Below are 26,550 nucleotides of genomic sequence, written 5' to 3'. Positions count from 1 at the left end.
TAATAAAGCGCAGATTATCAAAAGTGATATTTGCGCTTTTATAGAATTCTTTATTTTCTGAACTTATTACCCTTTAATGCAAACCTTACAACAAAGAAATTTACAGGAACTGCGATAACATAGACTGGGATAGGGGCATATAATTCAGGAATCCCTATAAAGGTAAATAGATTTAATAAAATGAGTTGAATAATAATATTTGTTAAATGGGCTAATCCAAAACGTATACCATTTTCTACATTTACTTTAGTTTTAAAGGTAAATAAATTTGAGGCGATTAAGTTAAAACAAAAACTGATGGCATAACCAATGGAGTAGGCAATACTTTTATCCATTAATTTGATTAGAGAAATGTATATTAGGTAACTGATTCCAGTTGCCATTAATCCTATGATGACAAATTTTATAAATTCTTCAAGTTTATATTTTTTTATTAAATTGACTACGAATTTATACATCTTTTACCTCTTTTACGAATTTTTAAGTAAGTTAATGAACCAAATATAACAATTGATGCTGTAGATATATAAATACCTTTTTTCAAATTTGGTGTTTCATAATTTAATTCAATTTTATGTGTGCCAACATCATTTATAATAAAACTAATCTGTCCATTATAGGATGGGAAAGTTTTAACCTTTTGATTGTCAACATAAACATTCCATCCTTTCGCGTAACCTACTTTATAAGTCATAATGATTGGTTGATCATTATCGACTTTTGAGGATATATGATTGCCATTTATTTTAACATCATAAGTAGAATATTTAAGGATTTGTTCTGTTTTTTCATTAAGGTATTCTTTGTCAACTGTATAGAAGGTTGGGTATTCTTTATCAATAACAATACTTTTAAGACCACTATCTGGAACTAAACAAAAACGATTGAAACAACGTTTGACATTTCCATCATTATCAATTGAAAAGACCTTTTTAGAAACAGTACCAATGATTACAGCGTCTGTATCAGCTTTTGAAATATTAATTGGAAATTCATTAAAATCTCCAGGATAATATTTCATGTCGTATTCTGTAGCGTCACTTAAATTAAATCTGAGATAGTGAATAAAAGAATTTTTCACAGCATCTTCTTCTTTGAAATCATTATCTTCTAAATATTTGATGAGCGCCTGATTTCTGTCATCTCTATTATTGACATATAAGGATTCTAACCATAAGTAATCAAACTCATTTCTGTTTTCTAAATTATAATAAGTAGTAAATCCATTACCAATTGAAAACTGTGGTTTCTTTTGATAAATAGATAAAAATGAATTTAATTCATCAATATCTTTATAACCGACTAATTCACTATCTGGATCATACATACCATTATTAATTGGATTTTCTTTAGAATCAGATAAAATGAACAAGGAAGGGTCCATGTAATAATAGTAGAGGTAAGGAATATCTAATGAACGATAGTAGCGTTTATGATTATCGTTTGATGAATGAAAAGTAAAGTATGGATTAATCAAAGAGTGAAAGATATTAAAATTATTATAAACAGGGAAATCAAATAAATAAGTCATGTCCTGCATGGTTTCAACAGAAGAATTATCATCATAAAAGAGATATTCAGTCATTGTGTAGTAGTCTTCTAATTCAACCTTTTTCATCATTTTATTGATTTCACTTGGATACAAGTCTGCATGTCTCACACCACGTGTAAAATGAGGGGATACACAAACAGAAAAGATTAAGCCAATGGCAACCGCTCTTTCAATAAGTAAAGTTATAGATGCCTGCATATATTTATCTAAAAAGATTACCAAAAATAAAATTACTATGAAAGCAATTATCATGGTGTAAGCTACATTTTCATCAATCCCTGTAAAAATATTAGGTCCTTTGTTGTTGTGAGTTTCTTTGTATTTAGCGACAAAGTTTCTGTTGTATTGAATACTAAAGATTAGATAGCCTATTGATATTACTAAAAAGGAAGCAAACAATATATTGTTAAATAATTTATATTGATAGATAAATGCAAAATCGATGACAAGTAAAACCCCATAAAAGATAAGCCATCGAAGGTAAGGTCCTGAATTCATTGAAAAGAGATAAGCGGTAAATGGGAATAATACCATCATTGTTGCGATAAATGTGACGACTTTTAAGGTGATAAATGTTTTTAGTTGTTCTTTTGTTAATTTTTCACTCGCTAGAAATGTAGGATATAAAATCAAAAAGAATAAACTAAATGAGGCTAGTATACTTGAATAAATAATAACATGATTTGTGGTTAACCAATAATCTGCTTTTATATCATGGAAGAAACCACTATACATATAAAGATTTGGTACAAGCATTTTAAAGAACTCTTTGTAGTAGACCATATCGCCAAATTCTAACTTATAGGTCTTAAATATGGATAGGATGATATTAAAAATTCCTGTTTGACTCATTTCCATGCGAGGTTCATTTTGCATGATACCTAAAGTTGGTAAAAAGAAGAATGCTGCAATACCTAATCCTAGTAAATAATAGAGAATACTCTTTCCTATAAACAAACAGGATTTAATATAAGGGTCAAGATTATTCAAATTTTTAAATGTGAAGAAATGATAGATTGTACGGACTAATAAAGCGAATGCCATAAAGAGTGATAATCCCCAAGCCCAATAGGAGTTAAATAAGAAAATTTGGAAGATGACAAGAGAGAATACAAGAAAATTATTTTTTTGAAACATCAATTCAATGGAGATTAAAACAAGTGGAATATAAAAAGTTAATCCTGTATACGAGGGGAAGACATTTTGTGCAAAAAACAAATCAGCTGTTCCATATAGTACGGATACAAGCAATATGGTTTTATGATTCATCTTATATAATTTTAATAAATAACAAAAAGCAGCTGTTCCAAGCATTACTTTAAAGATAAAGGATAGCCACATTAATTTACTATAAGCTAAGAAAGGAAATAAAAAGTATGGAAGTAAGGTAATATCTAGAGGAATATAGTAAAAATTCGCAAAGTAATCATATCCTATACTATTTTTGAAATCCCATGTAGAAAAGTTTAAATCCATTAACCGGTTACGAAAGTCAAAAACAATTGTTGAAAATTGATATACATAATCTAGTTGAAAAAAAACAACTTTATTTAAAAATAAAGTGATAAATGTAAAGGGAAGATAAAATAAAAAAACGAAAAGTAAACTAAGAAACATAGTTTTTTTAAAAGAAGATATATCAGTAAAAAATTTAAAAGCGTTATTTACTTTATCATTGATTTTATATCCTGTGATATAGTTTTGGGATTTATTTATATTAGATTTTTTCATGTTGTCCTCCATTTGTAATACTTAGGTTAATTATAACATTGGCAAAAATAGTAGTAAAGGTATAAAAAAGAATTATATTCATGAAATAATCCCATAATGTGTGATATAATAATGACATTAAAAAGGTGTGGTGAGATTAAAATGAAAGAAAAAATAACATTAGTTGTTCCTTGTTATAACGAAGAAAAAATGATACCTATATTTTATCAAGAAATTACTCGATATATGCATGAATTTACTAATTATGATTATGAAATATTATTAGTTAATGATGGTTCAAAAGATAATACCTGGTTAGAATTAAAAAAACTAACAACTTCAGATAAACATATTAAGGCGATTAATTTCTCAAGAAACTTTGGTAAAGAAGCTGCCATGTTAGCAGGATTAACAGAATCTTCTGGTGATTATGTGGTTGTGATGGATGCTGATTTGCAACACCCCCCTCACTTATTGGCTGAAATGTTACGTTTAATTAAAGAAGAAGGTTTTGATTCAGTAGGGGCCTACCGATTAGGAAGAAGCAAAAATCATAAAAGTGAATCATTTTTTCGAGTCCTATATTCAAAACTTTTTTATCGATTTATTAATAAAATGAGTGATGTTAAAATAAAAGAGAATGCAACTGATTATCGTATGATGAGAAGAAAAGTGGTGGATGCATTATTAGAATTACAAGAATATAATCGCTTTTCTAAAGGATTATTTGAATGGGTTGGATTTAAAACCACCTATGTAGGATATGAAAATGTCAATCGTGTTGTGGGAAGCAGTTCTTGGAGTTTCTTTAAGCTATTCAATTACGCAATTGAAGGGATAACTTCATTTTCAAGTATTCCCTTAAAATTTTCAGGGATACTTGGGGTGTTTAGTGCCTTCTTATCATTTGTTTATATGGTATATATTATTGTTGATCGAATTGTAAATGGTACTGAGGTATCAGGATGGGCTACTATTGTGTCTATTATTTTGTTCCTTGGGGGAATCACATTGATTTCTCTAGGACTACTAGGAGAATATATTGGAAGAATCTATGGAGAAGTAAAGCATCGTCCAATTTATATTGTTGATGAAATTGTTAATAATAAAAAAGAAATGCTGGATGAAAAAACCAATTAAGCATTCCTTTCTAAAATTACTCTATTGAAAAAATGATGATTTCTTGATTGTATTGGGTAAACATTTTTAATAAATAATAATTTCCTATTTCATAGGTTTGTGGATGGATTGTTAATTTTTCTATTAAACCATAACGAAATAGTAAATCAAAATTATAACCTTGATAATTGTCAACGATATATTTAAAAAGTATGTGTTTGTCTTTTTTATTAAGATGTGTTTGATACCAAATTTTAGGCCGTGTTTTGGCTCTTTCTAGATAGTCATAAATAAGAAGTGATTGAACATGGGTGGTATCGAAGCTTTCATTTTCTAAGAATGCTAGAAGTCTTAAACATAAATCATGTACTTGATAAGCCATTTGTTGATGATGGTTATAATAAAATAACCCAAAATTTTCAAAGAATTTATAGTTGTTATTTTTATAATAAGAATTTATAATATAAGTGATGCTTTTTTTAAAGCGATGACTATTATAATATTTTTCTAACATGTCTTCTGCTAAGTGAATCTTATAAATATCACTTTGTGATAAATCCATATGTTCAATGATTTCATAAGGTGCTGTATTATGAAACGTATATTGATAAAGACTAGCATCTTTTCTTAATTTTGTTCCACGTAACATTTTTAAGAAACCTAATTGTAATTCATGCGGCTGAAGTAAAAATACATCATTAAAAGTTTTCATAAAAGACGTATAATCTTCCTTTGGAAGTCCAGCAATCAAATCAAGATGTAAATCAATCTTTCGACCTTGTTGTATGAGTTCTATATTATGTTTTAGTTTTTGATAATTTTGTTTTCGCATAACTAGTCGATTGGTAAAATCATTTGTTGATTGAATTCCTATTTCGAAACGGATTAAATGAGGTGGGGCTTGTTCATTTAAGTAACAGATTATTTCCTCATCTAATAATTCACCAGTTATTTCAAATTGGAAAACACAACCGTCCTTAGGATTGTTAATAATAAATTCAAATAAATCTAACGCATAATCAATTCGTGCATTAAAGGTTCGGTCTAAGAATTTAAAAACTTTTCCTCCATGATTCATTAAGTACAAGATTTCTTGTTTAATGGTATCAATATTGAAAAAACGAACATGTTTTTCTAATGAAGCTAAACAATAGCTACATCGGTAAGGACAACCTCTGCTTGATTCAATATATTGAATTCGATTAGGAAGACTTAATGTGTCTTCTTTTATACGATAAGGTGATTTTAAAGTATCTAAATCAATCACATATTCTTCATGACTGGTATATATTTTTTGATTATGACGATAATGTAGTTGAGGTACTTTATTAAAAGGAGCATTAGATTTTAAAGTTTCTAATAATTTTTTAAATGGATATTCTCCTTCACCTGATATAATGAAATCAATCGGCAATGCATTAAACCAATAGTTTATATCATAACTAACTTCAGGTCCCCCTAATAATATTTTAATCTTACTAGATTTAGATTTTAATATTTTTACAAGTTGTTTAATTAATTCGATGTTCCATATATAACAACTAAAACCAATTAATGATGGATTTAGTGATAAAATTTTATCAATGATATTTTCGATGTCGTCTTTAATTGTAAATTCAATAAAGTCAACATCGTGTGTATCTTTAGTATAGGTATAGAGGTATCTGATGGCTAAATTTGTGTGAATATATTTAGCGTTTATTCCAACGAGTAGTGAATTCATGAAAATCATCCTTATCAATTTAATTAATTTGTTTTTTGGTATTTAAAAAAGAAATATTATTTGTTATAATTTTATATTGGTTTTCAGTGAATGTAAACAATTATTTTGGATATATAAATTAAAGAAGGTGAGTAAGATGAAGCAAATATCTAAAACAATAAATAAATTTATTACCTTTATTATGTTCGTAGTAGAAAGTTGTGTCTCAGCAATAGGGGAAGACTTACTATTACTAGGGTTTTTAATTGCGGCCTTTATACCTAATGTGATTATAAAGGCAACCAGTGATATGAGTATATTTAATTTACGTTCATTATTATTTAATTTTGCTTGGTATTGCCTTGTGGTTGCTTTAAGTTATAATTATAAGAAAAAGAAAACACGAATAGTGTATTTTTCTATTGTAACTTTCATTGTATACGTATTAAATTATTCAAACATTATGTATTACCGTTATTATGATACATTTTTATCATTATCATTAATTAAACAATTAACCTTATTTTCAGATGTTGCTGATGCCACACAAGTAGGAATGTCATTTTTTGATATATTATATTGGGTATTATTAACATTATCAATTGCTTTAATTATTACTTTAACAGTGTTTAAATATAATAATTTTGATTATGAAAACAGTAAGATTAGAGTTTTTAATCGCTTAAACTTTATACGTTTAGCTTTAATCGCATTTATTACAGGGATAATTACACTTGCACCAGCGAATTATTCACAAGCACAGAAATTATGGAATCGTCCAATTGTTGTTCAAGATTTTGGGCTATATAATTATCATGTAATTGATATTTATAAATCAATTGGTGTATTTATTGAACATAAACCAAATGAATCTGAATATAAGGAATTTTTAGATTATTTTGAAGAAAAAAATAGTACTGATAAAACGAATCAATACACAGATATTTTAAAAGGGAAAAATATTATAATTATTCATGCAGAAAGCATTGAAAATTTTGTTGTAAATCAAAAAGTTCAAGATGTTGATGGAAATGAGATAGAAATCACACCGAACTTAAATAAACTTGCTAATGAAGGATTATATTTTAGTAATTTTTATACTCAACAAAGTATCGGTACAAGTGCTGATAGTGAGTTTGTATTTAATTCATCACTTCTACCTGTAAATAACGGAACAGTATTTTTAACCCATTTTGATAGAACATATACCACAACACAAAATCTTCTTCAAAAAGAGGGATATTTAACGATGTATATGCACGGGAATAATGGTTCATTTTGGAATCGAGATATTATGCATAAAGTAATGGGTTATGATGTATTCTTTTCTAAAAATGAGTATCATTTTAATGAAAACCAAACCATAGGATTAGGTATCAGTGATTATGATTTCTTCAACCAGTCTGCTGATATTATCGCAAATGCAACGACTCCATATCTTGCTACATTAATTACCTTAACAAATCACACACCATGGAATGATGTTGATAAATATATTACAAAAGATGAATTAGGCGTAGAAGAACCAGCAATTGATTGTGGGGCAATAGGTTTAGAAGATACCACAGTATGTCGTTATCTTAAAGCAGTTCGTTATACTGATTGGTCCTTGGGACAATTTATTAAACTCTTAGAAGAAAGAGGATTATTAGAAGATACGTCAATTGTTTTATATGGAGACCATCCAGCTAAATTGCCATCTAATGAAATGGAACTTTATTATCAAGAAGATTTAACACGTGTTCAATATAAATCAACAGCACATGTTCCATTTATTATTTGGAATGAAGAAATTAAACCTAGAGAAATAAAGACAATTATGGGTGAATATGATGTAGGTCCAACTTTACAAAACATGCTTGGAATCAAAAATGAGTTTGCTTTAGGACATGATATGTTTTCAATTGAAAATAATATCGTACCATTTGTAAATGGTGACTGGACAGATGGAATTATTTATTATTCATTCCGTGATCATGATTATTATATTATGAATCCTCATTATACACAGGAAATGATTGATCAAATGATTGATAATAATGATTATATTAATCTTCAAAGTGAAAAAGTAAATCGTATAATTGATATGTCAAACATGATAAATAAATATGATTTAATTGCTTATTATGAAGCAAAATCAAAAGAAGATTTAACCGGAAATTGATATTAAGGAGGACTCTATGAATGATTTAAAGCTAATCATTGATGCAAGTACTTTATCTAGATCATTAAAAAGAATGGCTCATGAAATATTGGAGAAAAATAAAGGAACAGATGATTTAGTAATCATCGGGATTAAAAATAAAGGCACTGTTATCGCAAAAAGGATTTGCGATAACATAAATCAAATTGAAGGTGTTCAATTACCAATTGGTGAGTTAGATATAACAGCTTATCGTGATGATTTTGCGAAAAAAGACATTAATACATCAACCATTGATTTTAGTGTTGAAAATAAAAAAGTTATTTTAGTTGATGATGTTTTATACACAGGACGATCAGTGCGAGCAGCACTTGATGCCATCTTAAGTTATGGTCGACCAAAAGAAATTCAACTAGCGACATTAATTGATCGTGGACATAGAGAATTACCGATAAGAAGCGATTATGTAGGGAAAAATATTCCTACAGCTAATAGCGAGTTAGTTATTGTTTCTCTTCAAGAAAATGATCTTGAAGATGGTGTATATATTAAAAAGTTATAAAACTAGTGATTGTTCACTAGTTTTTTTATTTAATACCTGTAACTTTTATGTATTTGAATTCAGGTATTATCAAAGATAATTCAGCTATTATCAGAGATAATTTATGTATTATCATAGATAATTTGAAATATTATCATAGATGATATATAATTGAAATAATATATGTAATAAGAAGATAATTCAGCTGATTTTTTATAATAGTTGTTTATTGATACTTATACATTTACTAGCATTGTATATTCAAAAGAAAGATTAGAATATATACATGATGTAATTAGTTATTCTAACAATATTAAAGAGGTGATATAAATGGAATTTAATAAAACATATTTTTTAAATTTAGCGAAAGAATTATTAACTACTCCAAGTCCTAGTGGTTATTGTCACAATATCATGACAAAAATTGAACATTATGCAAATGAATTAAATCTTCATTTAGAAAAAACGAATAAGGGTAATGCGATTATCACGTTTGAAGGAGAGAATAAAGATTATACAGTGGGATTATCAGCTCATGTAGATACGTTAGGGTTGATGGTACGTTCGGTTAATCAAAACGGGACTTTGAAAATAACTACAATCGGTGGAAATCAACCCAATTCATTAATTGGAGAATATTGTACAATATTTAACCGTGATAATAAAACATTTTCAGGCACCATTTTAACTACATCATATTCATCACATGTTTATGATAATGCTAACAAATTAGGTTCTAAATTCGATGACTTAATGATTCGAATAGATGAAATGGTTAAAAATAAACAAGATGTATTAGATTTAGGGATTTGTAATGGTGATTTTATCGCAATTGATCCTAAAACTACCATTACGGAAAATGATTTTATCAAATCTCGTCATATTGATGATAAGATATCAGTTGCGATTATTTTTACACTTTTTAAAGCCTTTATCGATGAAAAAATAAAACCAAAAAATACAATAAAATTTATCATATCTACTTACGAAGAAGTAGGACATGGTTCAAGCCATATTCCTTGTCAAATCGAAGAATTAATCGCAGTTGATATGGGATGTATTGGTAAAGATTTAGCATGTACAGAATATGATGTATCTATATGTGCTAAAGATTCAAGTGGACCATACGATTATTTTATGACTAGTCGTTTAATAGATATCGCGAAATCAGAAAATTTAAGTCATGCTGTTGATATTTATCCATTTTATGGAAGTGATGCATCTGCAGCTTTACGTGGTGGTAATAATATTAAAGCAGCGCTCATAGGTCCTGGCGTACATGCTTCACACGGCATGGAAAGAACTCATTATAATGCCTGTTTGGCCTCTATGAAATTACTGGCACATTATCTAACTAAATAAATCTATTAAAATATATTTTTAAACAAGAATGGGGGAGAGAAATGAGAGATGTGTTAAAAGATGAAAAGTTAAAAAAACTTTTGAAAGATAAACAACGATTAGAAATGTTCTCTTGGATTATTCCTTTAATTTCGATATTTTCATTAATTATTATTTTATTTCTTACATCAAAGACTAATTTAACTGAGTTTACGATTATTATTTTAGTTTTATTAATCTTTTTAATTATTGGTGGTTACATATTTGATAATAAAATTACAATCAAGATTCATCAATCCTATTCGCAATTAAATGAATATTTCCAAAATGAAATTGTTCCTAAATTATTAGTAAAAGATAATCCTAGTATTAAATATGATAAAAATAAAATGATTGATTCTGAATTAATTGATGATTTACAATTATTTAATAATTTTACCGATTATAAATCATATTTTAATTATAATGGACAATTAGAAAATCATGATTTCACTTTTAGTGAAGTAATGTTTAGTAATTTAGTTGAATATGATACATCAGGAAATAAAATATTAAACAATAATATAGAAAATAAAATTAATTATCATTGGTATACATTTAAATTAAATAAGGAATATCCAGTTGAGGCATTATATTTAATATCAAAATTTGATAGTTATGATGGAAGATTAATTAAAAATTTTCATCGATTTGACTTTATGAACTGTCGTGTAAGTTTAAATAGTGATTTAGAGTTGAATTTATATCTAAAAGATTTAAATGAATATCGAAATTATACGACTGAAAAAATATTAAAAACATTGAATGATGATATGATTGTTTATAATTCTATTTTTGCTATTTACATTAAAAATAATGAAATACATATCATTATTGAAGAAATTGAAGATTTAATAAATCTTACACATAGTAATCATATTGTCCTTGAAAGTCTTTTAAAAGGATATAATGATGAACAAAGATTAATTAAATTATTACTTAAAGCATTTGATTAATGAAAAAGGTATCATGTGATACCTTTTTTTTAAAGGTATAGATTTTTGACTCTAATAAGTTTATAATAGAAGTATAATCTACATTCGGAGGCACAACATGAAAAAGAAATTATTAATTTTTATTGGATTAATATTTGTTTTATTATTTAATGTATCGTTATTATCACGAGCTGAAGATAGAGAAAAAACAATTATATATATATATTCTTTAACAAACCATTTGTCTGAATCGATTCTGGATGAATTAGAAGATAATGGGATAAATATTAATTCAATTGATGTTACGAAATTAGGTAATATGAAAGACTATTACCGTTATAATACAGCTTATAATATTGATATTGAACATCAGGAATTACCAGTAATCTTTTCAGGAGATTCATATTTTTCAGGAGATGATGAAGAAATTACTAATTCTTTAGAGGACATTATACAAAATGCCTCTACTCCACTTAAAGATATAAAAAATATTGATATTAAAATGATTGTTAATTTATATTCTCCAGACAATCCATTATCTGATTCGATCATTACTGAACTTAGAAGTCGGGGGATAAATATCACTTCTATTGATGTAACAAAATTTGATTATATGAAGTACTTATACTTAACAAATGCTGCTTTTGATATTGAAGAAGAAAATCAGAAATTACCAATTGTTCTATCAGGAGATTCATATTTTTCTGGTAATGAAGAGATAAATTCATCTTTACAAGATATTGATGAAAATTCAGAAAACGAATTGAAAGATATCAGCCAAATTGATATAAAAATGATTGTTTATTTTTATTCGCCATTTTGTACAGGTTGTAAAGAAGTAAATCCCAAAATACAGAAGTTAATTGACGATAAGAAAATTAAGGTGGTTAAGGTTGATGTATCTCATCTTGAAAACTCTGATCTGTTTTATAGTTATAGTAAATCTTATAATGTTACTGACGATATAACGACCCCTATGGTGTTTTCAGGAAGTAAATATTATCATTCTGCCAAAACCATTTCATCTTCTTTAAAGGAAATTGTCAATAATGCATCTTCACTGGCATTAAATGACATCCATTTAGCTGAGAGAGATTTAGAGAAATATGAAGGATTTTTCGGATTTATTTTGATTTTGTTCGCAGGATTACTCGATGGTGTTAATCCATGTGCGATGGCTATGTTAATATTGTTTATTTCATTATTAGTTGGTCTATCATCAAAAAAATCGACTTTGATTAGTGTTTCAGTAGCGTATATACTAGGTTTATTTGTAACGTATTTTCTTTTAGGTGCCTTTTTGATTCATACTTTTGAAAAGTTTGAACCATATATTCAAAATCTTACTTTCTATATCAATATATTTATAATCGCTTTATCTATATTCTTATTTTTCTTTAATTTACACGATTACTTCGTATCAAAAAATGAAGAGTTTGGTAAAATTAAAAATCAATTACCTAAAGGAATACAAAAATTCAATAAGAAATTAATTAAAATTTTTACTAAAAGTTTAAATGATAAAAATATTGTCATTGTTTATATGATTAGTTTTATTTTAGGTGTTGTTATCTCCTTGACTGAATTTCTATGTACAGGACAAGTCTATTTACCAACAATATTAATTATTGCCCAAACAGGTGGATTAAGTGGATTGATTAAATTATTTTTTTATAATATAATGTTTGTTCTTCCACTGATTGTTCTTGCGATTCTTGCGATTAAGACGCAATCAACGATGGAGACTTCTAATAAAATTAGAGAAAAACTTTATTTGATCAAATTAGTTACAAGTATATTTTTCTTAGTGATTGCGGTTTATTATATTCTTAAAGTATTTGGAGTGATATAAGATGAGTAAAGTTATTATTAAAAAGAATGAAGAGATAATCTTTCAAGGTAATATTTTAGATATACCAATTAAAAATGAATTTATTATTCAAAAAAGTATTGAAGTTTTTGATGATGATGATCCTTGTGTAATTCATAAGTCTTATGTTGTGAAACAGTTTGTTGATGATTTATTAGATAAAACCAACTTAAAAGAAAAAAAAGAAGTGAATCTAACTAATTATAAAGACCAATTAGATTACTTAGATTTTGAAGTAAAAGATACAATTATTTATTTAGTTGGTAAAAAATGAGAGATTTTTATTTTGATTATGCATCAACAACACAAATTCGAAAAGAAGTTTATGAAGAGATGATTCCCTATTTACATAATGAGTATGGGAATCCATCATCATTATATGAAATAGGTATTAATAATAAAAAAGTGATTAATCAGTGTCGTAAAAAAATAGCATCTTTATTAAACGCAAAAGGAAATGAAATTTATTTTTGTTCTGGTGGTAGTGAAGCTAATAATTGGGCGTTAAAAGGAATTGCTTTTTCATCGTCAACAAAAAAAGAAATTATAACTACAAAAATTGAACATCACGCAGTACTACATACTTGTTCTTTCTTAGAAAAGATTGGATATATTGTTCATTATTTAAATGTAAATGAAGAAGGTTTTATTGATATTGATGAATTAGAAAAAACCATCAACGATAATACATTAATGGTATCTATTATGATGGCAAATAATGAAATCGGAACGATTCAAAATATTAAAAAAATTGGGAAATTATGTAAAGAGAAAAATGTTATTTTTCACACAGATGCGGTTCAAGCAATTCCTCATATACAGCTTGATGTTGAAGCATTACATATTGATTTATTATCGATTTCAGCTCATAAGTTTTATGGACCAAAAGGCATTGGATGTTTATATATTCAAAATGGAATTGAGATTGAAAACTTGATTCATGGTGGTGGACAAGAAAAAGGTAAAAGAGCAGGTACAGAAAATGTTGCTTATATTGTCGGCATGAGGAAAGCTTTGGAATTAATATATCAGGATATCCATGAACATAATATGAAAGAAAGATTTTTGTCACAAAAACTTTATGCGTTATTAAAAGAAAAAATTAAAGATATAAAGTTAAATGGACCTGAAATTGGAAACAATCGATTACCTGGAAATCTAAACTTGTCTTTTAAGGGAATTGATGGTGCCTTAATGAGTTATGAACTAAATAAAGAAGGTATTGCTGTATCAACTGGCAGTGCTTGTAATTCAGGATCTATTGAACCAAGTCATGTTTTACAGGCAATTCAAGTGCCAGATGAATATATTAAAGGAACGATTCGTATTACATTAGGAAAAGATACAACTATAGATGATATTGAAGTGATTAGTCAATCGATTATTGCTTATATAAATAAAAACTCATATTAATGAGTTTTTTTATTATTTTGACAATTACCACAACATCTTCTTTTATGATTGCTAAAGGATTCTGTTTTATGAATTTTACCACATTCAGGACATTTTTGTGTATATTTTGAGAGTGTATAATGTCCTCCCTCAATTTTAATTGGATTTCCTTCAATGAGGGCACGTGCAACCTTTTTTCGAGCTGAATCTATGATTAATTGGAACGTCTGCCTTGATACATCCATAATTTCTGCACATTCATTTTGATGTAGATTTTCAATATCTTTTAATCGGATGGCTTCTAATTCATCATGTAATAAAATGATGTAATCATTGAACTCTATTTTTTTACCATAAGGGACAAACATCTTATTTTGGGGTATGTATCCAATTTTTCTTGGTTTTATGGGTCTTGGCATCCTAATCATCCTTACTATTTTAAAATTAAAACATGTATCTATAGCTTATTGACAACAACGTTTTTTATGCAACATATCCTTTTTTAATTGAAGTGAATTATGACAATAATCATCTATCACTTTCGATACTTCACCGAAAGCTCCAAGAATCACATCAATGTTTTGTGCTTCTAAATTGCTTTTTGCGTTCTCTCCTATCCCCCCTACAATAATAATATCCACCTCATATGATGATAATAGATGAGCTATTTCTCCACCTTTTATCCCACTATTCATAATTGTTTTCGTTGAAAGAATTTGTTTGTTTTCATCTAAGTTATATATTTTAAAACCTTCACTATGTCCAAACTGCTGAGATATTTGATTATTTTGAAATACAAGAGCAACTTTCATAAAAAAACCTCCTAATAATTATTGGCATATGCTAATTACATTATAAGATTATAATTCTAAAAAGTCAATTTAATTAATGATAAATAAAAAAGACCTGATATTTTCAGGTCTAGTATTTATAATTGATTTGATTTTTCAACTTGACTTTTATCAGAGGCCTCTAGTGAATCTTTATATTCAATGGATGTTATTTTACAATGAGGACCAATTTTAATATTATTTCCACGAACTATATTTGCGGTTACATATTCTAAATAAATATTATCACCCTCAATTATATCAACATGGATTGATTTTATTTTTCTAGAAAAAGATTTTTTATCAGGTCTAATATGAATATCACTACCGACTATTTCTTTTATTTTTGATCCGGAGTTTGTTGATACTTCAATGGTTTCACCATTTAATTGTTCTGTACAATTGATATAGCCTTTTATGCTGATTTTATCTGCTTCTAATATTTTTGTATCTACATCACCATAAATACTAACTTCCTTAGCACGAGAGATGTTTTCTTTAAAATCTACAGAACCGTAAACTTTAAGTATATCTACTTTCACATCACTTTTAAATGTACAGGAACCTTTAATATCCATTTCCTTTACACAAGTATAAGATTTAAAATGACAAGAGCCAAATACTTTCAAATTAATAATCTCTGATGTCCCATTAAATACAGTTGAACCGTAAACATCCATGTTTGTAACAACAACATCACCATTAATTTCAGCCGATCCAAATATACGGATATTATCATAATTTCCGCCTGAAATCGTTGAAGATGCAAAAACATTAATATTATTCATATCGTTCCTCCTTTATTTTATAATATGTGTAACAATGTTATGTTACACATATTATATCACTTCTTTTTGATTTTGCAACGATTTTTTGATATTTTATGAAAATTGTCATGATTTTTAAATTTAAGTATGAAAAATAATGGAAATTTGTTATAATAAAAAAGTTAAATGTATATAAAAATTAATATTATTTTTTTCTAATTGGTTTAGAAATGGTAATTTTTTATTTTTTTCATTAAAAGGAGGATAAAATGATCGGAATTTATGGTAAAATAGCCCTAGTAGTAGGTGCATCTTCTGGTGTGGGAAAAGTTTGTGCTAATTATCTAGTTAATAAAGGATATACCGTTTATGGCACTTCCCGTAAGGCATCCTTCGAACAAATTGAAGGAAAAATTAAAATGATACCATTAGATGTAACCAATGAAGATTCAATTAAAAAGGCTGTTCAATATATTGAAGAAAAAGAGGGAGCGATACATGTTTTAATTAACTGTCCAGGATATGGACTAGCTGGGAGTGTAGAAGATATTACTACTGAAGAAGCTAAAGAATTATTTAATACGAATTTCTTTGGAATAATGTCTTGTTGCCGAGAGGTTTTGCCAATGATGAGAAAGCAAAGAAATGGATTGATTATTAATATCAGTTCTGTTGCTGGATTTATCTCAATCCCCTATCAATCTATGTATAGCTCAAGTAAATATGCTTTAGAAGCAATGACAGAAGCGTTAAGAATAGAGGTAAAACCATTTAATGTGAGGGTTTCTATGATAGCACCTGGGGATATGAAGACTAATTTTGAAAGGGTGCATGCTAGAAATTCAATAAATTCAGTTTATAAAGAAAAATGTGATAAAGCAGTTAATGAGATGATTAAATCAGAGTCTAAAGGACCAAGTGCTGATGTTGTGGTAAAAGAATTAAAAAAGATAATAAACAAGAAGAATCCTTCAATTAGAAGAGTAGTGGGTTGGCAATATAAATTAGTCGGATTACTTAAACGACTATTGCCAGCAAAAGTAGTAGAATATGTGATATCGAAAATTTATTAAAGAAGAGGAGTAATACCATGGATATCTTTCAAAAATGTTATAATTATACAGATGCAAAAGAAGCGATAAAACAAGGCGTTTATCCATATTTCCATATGTTAACATCTGGTCAAGATACAGAAGTTTTAATGAATGGAAAAAGGACCATTATGATTGGATCAAATAACTACTTAGGATTAACCAGTGACGAGCGTGTTAAACAAGCGGCAATTGATGCAGTTAAAAAATATGGAACTGGTTGTTCTGGATCACGTTTTTTAAATGGTACACTTGATTTACATGTTGAATTAGAAAAAAATCTCGCAAGATTTTTACATAAGGATGATGCTATGGCTTTTAGTACTGGTTTTCAAGCTAATTTAGGACTAATATCAGCAATAGCGGGTAGAAATGATTATATTATTAGTGATCGTGGAAATCATGCTAGTATTGTCGATGGATGCCGTTTAAGTTTTGCAAGAATGATTAAATACAATCATAATGATATGGAAGATTTAGAAAGAGCATTAAAAGCAGTTCCAGAGAACCGTGGTAAATTAATATTATCTGATGGTGTGTTTAGTATGGAAGGAGATATATGTAATCTTCCAGAAATGGTGAAATTAGCTGAGAAATATGGTGCACGAATCATGATTGATGATGCGCATGGTGTGGGAGTCATGGGTAAAACTGGTCGTGGTACTGCTGAATATTATGGACTAGAAGATAAAGTTGATATCATCGTTGGGACATTTAGTAAATCTCTTGCTAGTTTAGGCGGATTCGTAGCGGCTAGTAGTGATGTTATTCATTATATTAGACATGTGTCCCGTCCGTTTATCTTTAGTGCTTCAATTTCACCATCTAATGCAGCTGCAGCTTTAGAAGCCTTAAAAATATTAGAAGCTGAACCACAAAGAGTTAAACAATTATGGGATAATGGTAACTATATGAGAAAAGGTTATACTGAATTAGGATTAGAAATAGGTAATTCTGAAACGCCAATTATTCCAGTTATGACATATGAGGATATCGCTACTTTTATAATCGCAAAACAATTACTTGAAGAAGGTGTCTATGTAAATCCTGTTATTTCTCCAGCTGTTAACCCAGGAGAAGCATTGCTTCGAACAAGTTATACTGCAACGCATACAACTGAACAATTAGATTATGCGTTAGATAAATTTAAAAAGGTATTTACTAATGCTAATTTAATACGTTAATAAAGATTAAAAATTTCTTGAGGTGAGTAAATTCCCTTAGGGAATTTTTTTTAGTATATTCTTTCTTTCAATTAGAAATAATAATAATTAAAAGGAGGAAAATTATGGATTATAATTCAAGTGATGTGGCTATTATTCAACACGAAAATGAAAGTATGGCAGTATTAGAAGGCTTGGATCTAATTAATGCAAAATCTCTAATTACAACGAATGATATAGTGGTTATTATTCCAAATTGGGTTAATAAAGATAAGCCAAGTCCTTCAAGTGGGATTACTGTTGGACCTAATACTTTACGAACCATTATTCAATGGGTGAAAATTAAAAACCCGAAACGTATTATAATCGCAACAGGTTCTGGTGGTGGAGATACATTAGATGTAATGCGTACGGTTGGATATGAAAAAATAATCCAAGAAGAAAAAATTGAATTTATTGATTTTAATCAAGGTCCATATGAGGAACTAGTTATTGAACATCCTATTATTCATTCGCTTAAAATGAATAAAATTATGAATGAGAAAACGAAGTTAATATCTTTTACACAATTAAAACAACATGAAGAAGCTACAATGTCTGCTTCGATTAAAAATGTTATGTTATCAATTCCATCGACAGAGGAACATGGATCACCTAAAAAGAATTTAGGTATTCATGAAGATTTACATGGCTTTATTAGTAAGATGGCATTAAAAATCCCCATAGATTTATCTATTATAAGTTGTAATCCAGCAATGGTAGGAACAGGACCTTCAAAAGGTATCCCTTATCATACTGGTCTTGTAATCTGTGGGAATAATCCGATTGGTAGTGATACAATTGCTGCTCGTTTGTTAGGATTTAAGCCTTAAGCGATTAATTATTTATATCAATTGGAAAAAGCTAATATGAAAGAGACTGATGTCAATAAAATAAATATAAAAGGACTTTCTTTAAGAGATGCAGAGTTAATTTTTAGTCAAAAAGTGTATCATAATAATATCGCTATTGATAAATAGATAAAAAAGTCTTTATTGTGATTGAATAAAGACTTTTTACTTTTAAGTTGAAATTTATTAACTAGCTTCAATTGTTTTCACAAATTTATCTAATTCTTTGTCAAGAATTTTATCACTATTATCTAAGATTTTTTTACTATATAATTGTGAAGATTCTTCACCTACAATATTTAATGTCATTACTGCAACACTTCTTAAGGTGGTTTCTAATGTAGAAGTAAAAATTAAACGTCTAATCCAGTAACCTATATTGGCACAATTTAGGGCTGTGTATCCAAAACGAACGACTTTATCAAAGTGATATTTTTTTGATAACTGATAGAGTTTATGGCTTTCGATATTTTTTTTCGTTTCTAAAATAGTAATAATTTGTGAAATACGAATTGTTTTCAGTAAACCAATAACTTTATAATCTAAAATTTGTTTTAAACGTTCTAAAACGCGTTCATTCATTTCGATGGCTTCAATAATATTAATTTCTAAATGTGGATACTTACTATCAGGGTAATAGTAGGTTGCGATTTCTTGAACTAAATCTTTCGTTAATTCTTGCATTAATGCTAGATTATTAGTAAAACCAATTCGAGGTGATTTAATAATTTGCTTTGATTTATTTGCGATTAATTGACGTATTGTTTGATTTTCAATGTTTGAAGCATTAAGAGTCTTTTTTAAAAAACGTTTATTAGTGATATATATAGTTAATAAGAAAATAAAAAATAAAAATAGAATACCAAGTAAAAATCCAAGAATAAAACTTTTAATATCCATCTTATCCCCCATTTGTTTTTATTTATTATAACATGTATAAAACTTATTAAACAAACAATATTACATATTTTATCAATAAATCATACGGTTCCTATTGATTTACTTGTTTTCGACAAGTAAAATAATAGTAAGTTTATAAACGGAGTTTCAGGGGAGGTATAGTGTGTTTAAAAATTCAAAAGTAAAAAAAATGTTTGAAGATGATGAACCTAAAATTGTTTTTTATCTGGAATCTAAAAAAATGGATCTCAATGAAATATTTAAAGATGACGAAGATTTGATTGAAAAGAGTATTAAAAATCATAAAAATACAATCGCTGAAGCTGCTATTACCTATTGTTCAAATATCAATCATTTGAATAAAAATAATATGAGTTATCTAATGACTGCGATTAAGTATGATAACTTACCGATGTTTAAAAAATTATTAGAAACAGATATTAAATTAGATTTTATTGATAATAAACGTGAATCGGTGTTATTTTATGTGATTAATAATCCTAATTCAGAATATTTTGAACTAATAATTGAAAAAGAAATTGACATTAAGGGATTTAATTTACAAGGTGAAAATACTTTAATATATGCATATAAGCATGATCGGAAAGAAATTTGCTTATATTTATTAGAAAAGAATGTGTTCATCAATCATATTAATAAAGATGGTAATACTATTTTACACTACGCAGTTAAAAATGAAGACATTGATTTTTCATTATTATTAATTGATTATGGTGCTGATCCATTTATTAAAAATTATAATCATGAAACAGCTTTAGACATTGCCAATGGATTAGGAATTGATACGCCTTTAATTAATAAAATAATTGAAATTATTGATAAACATTTTAAAGATAAAGATCATGATAAATTACTTGAATTATTACTTGAATATGAGGATGTAGAAGATTATTGTCGATTTAATATTCCATTTTTAATTGCTGTTTTTTCAATTAAATATAATAATAAATTTATCTTTGATAAGATTTTGCGGAAAAATGATTTGTTAAATAATATTGATTATCGTGGAAAATCGCTTCTTATGTATTGTGTTGAGTTCGGTATGTTTATTTGTGCAAGAAAGATAATATATTTAGATAGTAATTTGAATTTAAAAGATTCAAATAATAAAACTATCCTATTTACGCTTAATGAACAGTTAAATGATATAAGTGGTGATAAAACACATCAGGAAGAATATAAATTATTATTTAATGAATTATTAGAGCGAAGAGTTGATGTCAATTGTCAAGATAATGAGGGAAACACCATCCTACTGGTTGCAATTAAAAATAAGCAAAACCTAATTATTGATCGATTAATTGAATACCCCCTAATAGATATCAACATAATGAATAATGAGGGATTAAACGCTTTATTGATTGCTTACCAAAATCATGACTCAAACACCTTACAAAAGATAATCCGTTCACGTAAGGCAGAGATTAATACGATAGATAAAAACCAAAATTCTTTAATATTGTTAAGTTTATTTGATGATAATTTAGAATTATTTGATGAATTATTAAATTATGGAGCAAATTTAAATCTTAAATACAAAGAGGGTAAGACACTATTAATGATTGCTCTTCAAATGCAAAAGAAAAGATTTATTGCTAAAATTTTTGAGCATCCTAATTTTGATGTTGATCTTCAAGATGATTCTGGGATGACAGCGTTAATGCACGCGATTAAAAGTGGTAATATTAGAGTTGTGGAAGCTTTATTAAAATGTGGTGCAGATAGTAATCTAAAAGATAATAAAGGAGATGCTGCCATTTTCTTCGCTTTAGAAATTGAAGACTTTGAGATAGCGAAATTATTAAGAAGTTATTCTGAAAATAGTTAAATATAGGAGTGATTGAATGATTTCTACAGATGTCCTAATTATAGGTGGGGGCGCTTCTGGGTTACTAGCAGGACTTGCTGCTTGTGATTTAGGAAAACAAGTTGTAATTGTAGAAGGTGCAAATCGGATCGCAAAAAAGATACTAACAACAGGTAATGGTCGTTGTAATATTACTAATCATAAAATCAAAATGCCTTATCAGACATTTCATGGACAAAACCCAACTTTTTTTCAATCTGTATTAAATCAATTTACTGTTGAAGATACAATTAATTTATTTAATATATATGGGTTACCCCTTACGACACTAAATGATGGGAAAATGTATCCAAAATCACTACAAGCATCTAGTGTTGTTAATCTTTTTTTAATGAATATTGAGGAAAGAGATATTCCTGTTTATTTAAATAGTAAGGTAATTAATATAAAGAAACAAAATAACAAGTTTTTAGTTGAATCCACAAATTCAGATAATCAGTATTTTCTAGCGAATAAAGTATTGATTGCTTGTGGAGGGAGTGCTGCACCTAATACAGGTTCTGATGGTAGTATTAATCGAATAATCAAGCAATTCGGTCATAACATCATAAAACCACTTCCGACAATTGTTCAGTTAAAACTTGAGTATAAGCACTTGAAGGCTATATCAGGCGTTCGATTTGATGCTTTAGCTTCGATTATGGTTAATCAAGAAATGAAACGGCAAGAATATGATGAAGTATTATTTACAGATTATGGTATTTCAGGTCCTGCTATTTTACAACTGAGTAGATATGCTTCTGTTGGGCTTTCTCATAATCAAGAAGTGAAAATTTCGCTTGATTTATTTTCTAAACAATCAAAACAGGAAATGAAAGACTATTTTGATGCCCGTTTTGCTTTATTTGGTCACAGAACGGTTTTTCAATCTTTAATTGGCGTTTTACATAAAAAATTAATACCAGTTATTTTAAAAAATAGTGGTATTACTGATATTCATAAAACTTGTGATAGTTTAACATATCAAGAAAAAATTAAACTTTACCAAACTTTGAAAAATTGGACTTTTATTTGTAATGGAACAAATGGTTTTAAAAATGCACAATCAACAATTGGTGGAGTAGATACCACTGAAGTATATGATAAAACATTACAATCAAAGCTTGTTGAAGGATTATATTTTTCTGGAGAGGTATTAGATGTTGATGGAGACTGTGGAGGTTATAATCTTCAGTGGGCATGGAGTAGTGGTTATCTAGCAGGAAAAAATATGAGTGAATATTAACTATAATGGACTCATAAATAAGGAAAGAATCTTACTTAAATTTTGTAAGATTCTTTTTTATACTCATATAATCATTAGGCATGATAGAAAATCTAAATTAAATCTCCGACTTATAAAAAATTGATTTTCCCTTCATGATAAAGATTAAATGTTATTATATCCTTAAATTGGATTTACTAATCAACAGTATTCATTATTTTTTGAGGTGGGAACAAGACATAATGAATAAGATTTTATAATATAGTAAATCCCTAAATACTGATATTAAATTTCAGTATTCGTTTCATAATTTATTTCCCTTCCTTTCTTCAGTATCATTATCAATTACATAATATAAAATTATTCACATTATTTGCTTTTTTTTATTTCAATAACTTGAGAAATATATTTCTACGTCAGTTAAGATATTTGATTGTAATATATTGTCATATGAATATATAATTTGGTAAAAATAGGAAATTACTTATAAATATTCCATAATTAACCAAAATAATAAGGGTGATAAAAATGAATAATTTGTTAAATCAATTTTTAGCAGAAATTCCTATTTTTGTTTATATGATAGTTTTCGGTATCCTTTTCTTTTCGGTGATTCGACTTGTGATCAAACATGTCTTCAGTGTTCTAATGTTCATCATTTTAGTAATAATGTTTTTAGTTGGTATTTTGACGATATTTAGGTTATTTGTTTAATGGAAAAACAGTTTAGTTGCTAAACTGTTTTTTTACTCAAAATATCTTAAATAAATGCAAAAAATTTTCATAATTTGTGTTATAATAGGGTAGAAGTTTTCATTTTGATTAATAGATGATTAGAGGGAGGATAATATGAAATTTAAATCTATAGTAATCGCCTTTTTTTTGGTGTTTATTTTAGTTGCTTGTGATAAAACAGAAACCCAAACAACAACTGAAACAACAACTGAAGCCACTGAAACAACCCAAAAAAAAGAAGTGATTCAAGTAAGTACAGAAGCTATTGATTATGACATAATGTCAGGTATTAGTGAGTCAATTAATCTATCTAATGGGTCATCTGTGACTGGATTAACTGATGTTGAAGTTACTAAAAACTTAATAACATTTAATAATACACCACTACAAAATGAGATAATGACACCTTTAGAGAAGGTTAATCAATTGTCTTTAGATATACAAGTATTATTTAATGAAGCACTATCTAAGACCGTTTTTTATGAGGATAATTCAATTGATTTATCTTTAGATAATCTAACACTTGATATTAATTCTTATGAATTAAGTGATACCTCTTTGATAGAAAAAATTGAGGCAGATATCACTTTAACAACCAATCATGAATTAGTTAAATCTAATCATTTAACTGATGAGGTAAAGATTAATATTGTTTTTAATGAACAACTTTTTAAGATAAGTATGCAAAATAATGTAAGTAAGGATGAGGTTTTAAATCTTAAAATTGATTTGATTGAAAATAAGATAGAAGCAGGTTATAACCTTGATAATGAAGGTGTTTCTTTTACTATTCAAAATGATGAAGATGGAAATCAATTAATCAGAATAGAAAAAGCTAATTCAACAGAATCATCTGAACAAAATTTATATTTCTATGGTGATAAACGGAATGGTGCAATATTTAGTAAATTAGAAAAGCCACAAACAACTATTATAGATTATGAAGTATTTAATAAGCGAAATGGAACAATTTATAAAGCAATGTCGTTTGAGGGAGAAGAGGAATCTTATAGTTATAATGGGATAACGCTTAACAACATTAAAAATTGGCGAAATGCGATTATAAATGAATCAAGATTTGAATTAGGTTTAAATCATGATTTAACATTTGTACAAGAAAACTTAACGAACAGTTTAGTTACAGATAAGACGAATTATCATTTTTCTACGAATGGTTTCAATGTTAAAAATTCAAATATTTATGGGGATACCCCTTATTATTTAGCTGGTTATTTTATTGAAAGTCAAAATTATATTGAACAGATGTATCAATTAGATTTTGAGTTAAATGATTGTCCAACTTTAGAAGTTAATTCTGTATATAATAAAATTATTGATGGATTTACAGAAAAGATGATTAGTTTAGCTGTAGAAGATGAGGTTATTAGCATTTCTCCTGAACTAAGTTTTGGACCTATTTTTTCTAGAGGACATGATGAAAATTCAAATACTGATGTTGTAATTTGGACATTAGAACCAGAAGTACCTGAAGTTTTACTCTTTGATGAAAATAATGAACTAGTTTCTCATTCACAGTATAATAATTATGTTTCATTTCAAAATGGGTTACTCTTTATTTATGGCGAAAATAATCATAAACCAATGATTGAAATTAAGTCATTAAATCAAAATAGAGAATTAGTTGATGTGAAAGATTACTATTGGAATGATTTTCATAATGATGGAGCAATTGTTGGTATTACTTATGACCAAGAAAATAATACAATAAAAGCTCAATATCAAGAAGAATCATCTATCTGTACAAATACAATGATAATTAATATGGAGAATGATGAAATGGATTTTGAATATACAAGTGTATTTAAGGAATATATTGATGAAGCCTCACAATTAACAGTAAAGATTGTTAAAGATGAAAATGATCATTTATTATTAATGTTGTTTGATAAGGATGGAAAATTACAAGATGTCTCAAGAGGAACAAATAATGAAGCGCAAGCAACAAACATATTAGATGTTAAAGAATTAGATGGAAAAATGATGTTATTAGGACAAAATAATGGTAGTCCATATTTTGTTTTCCCTAAAATAACAGATGGAAAATGGGATTATACTGATGTTTATTCATATAATTATCGTGGTTCAGGTGTTATGAATGATGTAACATTTGATGCTGAGAATAACACTTATTTAGCTAATTATACAATGTCAGATGGTTACACTAATACAATCAATATTAATTTAAATACTGGTTTAGCAATGATTTATGATCATATTAGCCAAAATTTTGTTAAAGATGCGATAACACCAACAGCTATAGTAATTCATGAGACAGCCAATCGTAATGTTGGTGCTGATGCTTATTTACATTATAGATATTGGAACAATGATTATCGGGGAACATCAGCACACTTTGGGGTTGATGAAACAAGTGTTTTCCAATATTTAGATTTAGATGATAAAGGATGGCATGTTGGTACTTACAAAGAAGAACTAGGAATCTCTAATAGTAATTCAGTTGGAATTGAGATTTGTGTTAACATTGATGGGGATTATGATGTAGCAGTTCAAAATGCGGTTAAATTAACTGTACAATTAATGATTGAGTTAAATGTTCCATTAGATCGTGTTGTAACTCATCAAATGGCTAGTAGTTGGGATAAACCATGTCCATCAACAATGATTCAAAATGGTTTAGCAGGACGAGGATATAGTTTTGAAGATTTCAAACATGATGTTGAAGTGTTATATAATAGTTTAACAGCTGAACAATAAAT

20 protein-coding genes and 1 pseudogene are annotated in these 26,550 nt (G+C 27.6%); 14 read left to right on the top strand and 7 right to left on the bottom strand.

The window, feature by feature from the left end; genetic code table 11:
* Positions 1–50: 50 nt before the first annotated feature.
* Positions 51–458 (bottom strand): GtrA family protein, encoded by a 408-nt coding sequence (locus KHQ81_11145; GenBank protein QVK17401.1) that lies wholly within the window; start codon positions 456–458, stop codon positions 51–53.
* Positions 443–3,283, bottom strand: a complete 2,841-nt coding sequence (locus KHQ81_11140) for a YfhO family protein (GenBank protein ID QVK17400.1) — start codon at positions 3,281–3,283, stop codon at positions 443–445. The genes KHQ81_11145 and KHQ81_11140 overlap by 16 nt, the downstream gene beginning before the upstream one ends.
* Positions 3,284–3,424: 141 nt before the next feature.
* Between KHQ81_11140 and KHQ81_11135 the strand changes: the two genes are divergently transcribed.
* Entirely contained in the window at positions 3,425–4,402 is a 978-nt protein-coding gene (locus KHQ81_11135) for a glycosyltransferase family 2 protein (GenBank protein QVK17399.1), read from the top strand.
* A gap of 16 nt (positions 4,403–4,418) precedes the next feature.
* Here KHQ81_11135 and KHQ81_11130 read toward each other — a convergent pair whose 3' ends face one another.
* On the bottom strand, positions 4,419–6,104 hold the full coding sequence (locus KHQ81_11130; GenBank protein QVK17398.1) for a DUF4080 domain-containing protein: 1,686 nt from the start codon (positions 6,102–6,104) through the stop codon (positions 4,419–4,421).
* Positions 6,105–6,240: 136 nt separating this feature from the next.
* On the opposite strand from KHQ81_11130, the gene KHQ81_11125 reads away from it, so the two are divergent.
* From KHQ81_11125 to KHQ81_11095, 7 genes are all read left to right on the top strand, one after another.
* Entirely contained in the window at positions 6,241–8,247 is a 2,007-nt protein-coding gene (locus tag KHQ81_11125; protein QVK17397.1) for an LTA synthase family protein, read from the top strand.
* Between the two features lie 16 nt (positions 8,248–8,263).
* A complete protein-coding gene (pyrR, locus tag KHQ81_11120) occupies positions 8,264–8,788 on the top strand; it encodes a bifunctional pyr operon transcriptional regulator/uracil phosphoribosyltransferase PyrR (protein ID QVK17396.1) in 525 nt (174 codons plus the stop codon).
* A gap of 309 nt (positions 8,789–9,097) precedes the next feature.
* Positions 9,098–10,129: a M42 family metallopeptidase gene (locus KHQ81_11115; GenBank protein ID QVK17395.1), complete on the top strand. Its 1,032-nt coding sequence runs from the start codon at positions 9,098–9,100 to the stop codon at positions 10,127–10,129.
* A gap of 41 nt (positions 10,130–10,170) precedes the next feature.
* The gene (locus tag KHQ81_11110; protein QVK17394.1) at positions 10,171–11,103 is read left to right on the top strand and encodes a hypothetical protein; all 933 of its coding nucleotides are present in this window, start codon (positions 10,171–10,173) and stop codon (positions 11,101–11,103) included.
* Between the two features lie 97 nt (positions 11,104–11,200).
* Positions 11,201–12,934, top strand: coding sequence for a hypothetical protein (locus KHQ81_11105; GenBank protein ID QVK17393.1), 1,734 nt, complete (start codon positions 11,201–11,203; stop codon positions 12,932–12,934).
* A 1-nt stretch (position 12,935) separates the two neighbouring features.
* Entirely contained in the window at positions 12,936–13,226 is a 291-nt protein-coding gene (locus KHQ81_11100; protein ID QVK17392.1) for a hypothetical protein, read from the top strand.
* Complete coding sequence (locus KHQ81_11095; GenBank protein ID QVK17391.1) at positions 13,223–14,365, top strand: IscS subfamily cysteine desulfurase; 1,143 nt, start codon at positions 13,223–13,225, stop codon at positions 14,363–14,365. Before KHQ81_11100 ends, KHQ81_11095 begins: the two co-directional genes overlap by 4 nt.
* Here the strand turns inward: KHQ81_11095 and KHQ81_11090 are convergent.
* The 3 genes from KHQ81_11090 to KHQ81_11080 form a co-directional block, all read right to left on the bottom strand.
* Entirely contained in the window at positions 14,362–14,763 is a 402-nt protein-coding gene (locus tag KHQ81_11090) for a DUF134 domain-containing protein (GenBank protein QVK17390.1), read from the bottom strand. The two genes, KHQ81_11095 and KHQ81_11090, sit on opposite strands and share 4 nt — an antisense overlap.
* A 45-nt stretch (positions 14,764–14,808) precedes the next feature.
* Complete coding sequence (locus KHQ81_11085) at positions 14,809–15,156, bottom strand: NifB/NifX family molybdenum-iron cluster-binding protein (protein QVK17389.1); 348 nt, start codon at positions 15,154–15,156, stop codon at positions 14,809–14,811.
* A 116-nt stretch (positions 15,157–15,272) separates the two neighbouring features.
* Positions 15,273–15,962 carry a hypothetical protein gene (locus KHQ81_11080; GenBank protein QVK17388.1) on the bottom strand — a complete coding sequence of 230 codons (690 nt, stop codon included), beginning with the start codon at positions 15,960–15,962 and terminating at the stop codon, positions 15,273–15,275.
* Positions 15,963–16,210: 248 nt separating this feature from the next.
* On the opposite strand from KHQ81_11080, the gene KHQ81_11075 reads away from it, so the two are divergent.
* The 3 genes and pseudogenes from KHQ81_11075 (at position 16,211) to KHQ81_11065 (ending at position 19,214) form a co-directional block, all read left to right on the top strand.
* Positions 16,211–17,014, top strand: a complete 804-nt coding sequence (locus tag KHQ81_11075) for an SDR family NAD(P)-dependent oxidoreductase (GenBank protein ID QVK17387.1) — start codon at positions 16,211–16,213, stop codon at positions 17,012–17,014.
* A 17-nt stretch (positions 17,015–17,031) separates the two neighbouring features.
* On the top strand, positions 17,032–18,216 hold the full coding sequence (locus KHQ81_11070) for an aminotransferase class I/II-fold pyridoxal phosphate-dependent enzyme (GenBank protein ID QVK17386.1): 1,185 nt from the start codon (positions 17,032–17,034) through the stop codon (positions 18,214–18,216).
* A 104-nt stretch (positions 18,217–18,320) separates the two neighbouring features.
* Positions 18,321–19,214: pseudogene (locus KHQ81_11065) on the top strand (DUF362 domain-containing protein).
* A 57-nt stretch (positions 19,215–19,271) separates the two neighbouring features.
* Here KHQ81_11065 and KHQ81_11060 read toward each other — a convergent pair.
* Positions 19,272–19,985, bottom strand: a complete 714-nt coding sequence (locus tag KHQ81_11060) for a hypothetical protein (protein ID QVK17385.1) — start codon at positions 19,983–19,985, stop codon at positions 19,272–19,274.
* 163 nt (positions 19,986–20,148) lie between these two features.
* Here KHQ81_11060 and KHQ81_11055 point away from each other — a divergent pair, with 163 nt between their 5' ends.
* From KHQ81_11055 to KHQ81_11045, 3 genes are all read left to right on the top strand, one after another.
* A complete protein-coding gene (locus KHQ81_11055) occupies positions 20,149–21,834 on the top strand; it encodes an ankyrin repeat domain-containing protein (GenBank protein ID QVK17384.1) in 1,686 nt (561 codons plus the stop codon).
* Between the two features lie 16 nt (positions 21,835–21,850).
* Positions 21,851–23,098 carry an NAD(P)/FAD-dependent oxidoreductase gene (locus KHQ81_11050; protein QVK17383.1) on the top strand — a complete coding sequence of 416 codons (1,248 nt, stop codon included), beginning with the start codon at positions 21,851–21,853 and terminating at the stop codon, positions 23,096–23,098.
* An 828-nt stretch (positions 23,099–23,926) separates the two neighbouring features.
* A complete protein-coding gene (locus KHQ81_11045) occupies positions 23,927–26,548 on the top strand; it encodes an N-acetylmuramoyl-L-alanine amidase (GenBank protein QVK17382.1) in 2,622 nt (873 codons plus the stop codon).
* Positions 26,549–26,550 lie beyond the last annotated feature (2 nt).

The sequence above is a fragment of the Mycoplasmatota bacterium genome (assembly GCA_018394295.1).
GTDB lineage: Bacteria > Bacillota_I > Bacilli_A > Haloplasmatales > Haloplasmataceae > JAENYC01.
Note: the sequence above shows the minus strand (reverse complement) of the source record. Positions and strands in the feature narration are given on the sequence as shown.

What these genes read in the sequence shown, in the direction of transcription:
- KHQ81_11145 (QVK17401.1), bottom strand. Translation starts at nt 458, where the DNA reads ATGTATAAATTCGTAGTCAATTTAATAAAAAAATATAAACTTGAAGAA.
- KHQ81_11140 (QVK17400.1), bottom strand. Translation starts at nt 3,283, where the DNA reads ATGAAAAAATCTAATATAAATAAATCCCAAAACTATATCACAGGATAT.
- KHQ81_11135 (QVK17399.1), top strand. Translation starts at nt 3,425, where the DNA reads ATGAAAGAAAAAATAACATTAGTTGTTCCTTGTTATAACGAAGAAAAA.
- KHQ81_11130 (QVK17398.1), bottom strand. Translation starts at nt 6,104, where the DNA reads ATGAATTCACTACTCGTTGGAATAAACGCTAAATATATTCACACAAAT.
- KHQ81_11125 (QVK17397.1), top strand. Translation starts at nt 6,241, where the DNA reads ATGAAGCAAATATCTAAAACAATAAATAAATTTATTACCTTTATTATG.
- pyrR (QVK17396.1), top strand. Translation starts at nt 8,264, where the DNA reads ATGAATGATTTAAAGCTAATCATTGATGCAAGTACTTTATCTAGATCA.
- KHQ81_11115 (QVK17395.1), top strand. Translation starts at nt 9,098, where the DNA reads ATGGAATTTAATAAAACATATTTTTTAAATTTAGCGAAAGAATTATTA.
- KHQ81_11110 (QVK17394.1), top strand. Translation starts at nt 10,171, where the DNA reads ATGAGAGATGTGTTAAAAGATGAAAAGTTAAAAAAACTTTTGAAAGAT.
- KHQ81_11105 (QVK17393.1), top strand. Translation starts at nt 11,201, where the DNA reads ATGAAAAAGAAATTATTAATTTTTATTGGATTAATATTTGTTTTATTA.
- KHQ81_11100 (QVK17392.1), top strand. Translation starts at nt 12,936, where the DNA reads ATGAGTAAAGTTATTATTAAAAAGAATGAAGAGATAATCTTTCAAGGT.
- KHQ81_11095 (QVK17391.1), top strand. Translation starts at nt 13,223, where the DNA reads ATGAGAGATTTTTATTTTGATTATGCATCAACAACACAAATTCGAAAA.
- KHQ81_11090 (QVK17390.1), bottom strand. Translation starts at nt 14,763, where the DNA reads ATGCCAAGACCCATAAAACCAAGAAAAATTGGATACATACCCCAAAAT.
- KHQ81_11085 (QVK17389.1), bottom strand. Translation starts at nt 15,156, where the DNA reads ATGAAAGTTGCTCTTGTATTTCAAAATAATCAAATATCTCAGCAGTTT.
- KHQ81_11080 (QVK17388.1), bottom strand. Translation starts at nt 15,962, where the DNA reads ATGAATAATATTAATGTTTTTGCATCTTCAACGATTTCAGGCGGAAAT.
- KHQ81_11075 (QVK17387.1), top strand. Translation starts at nt 16,211, where the DNA reads ATGATCGGAATTTATGGTAAAATAGCCCTAGTAGTAGGTGCATCTTCT.
- KHQ81_11070 (QVK17386.1), top strand. Translation starts at nt 17,032, where the DNA reads ATGGATATCTTTCAAAAATGTTATAATTATACAGATGCAAAAGAAGCG.
- KHQ81_11060 (QVK17385.1), bottom strand. Translation starts at nt 19,985, where the DNA reads ATGGATATTAAAAGTTTTATTCTTGGATTTTTACTTGGTATTCTATTT.
- KHQ81_11050 (QVK17383.1), top strand. Translation starts at nt 21,851, where the DNA reads ATGATTTCTACAGATGTCCTAATTATAGGTGGGGGCGCTTCTGGGTTA.
- KHQ81_11045 (QVK17382.1), top strand. Translation starts at nt 23,927, where the DNA reads ATGAAATTTAAATCTATAGTAATCGCCTTTTTTTTGGTGTTTATTTTA.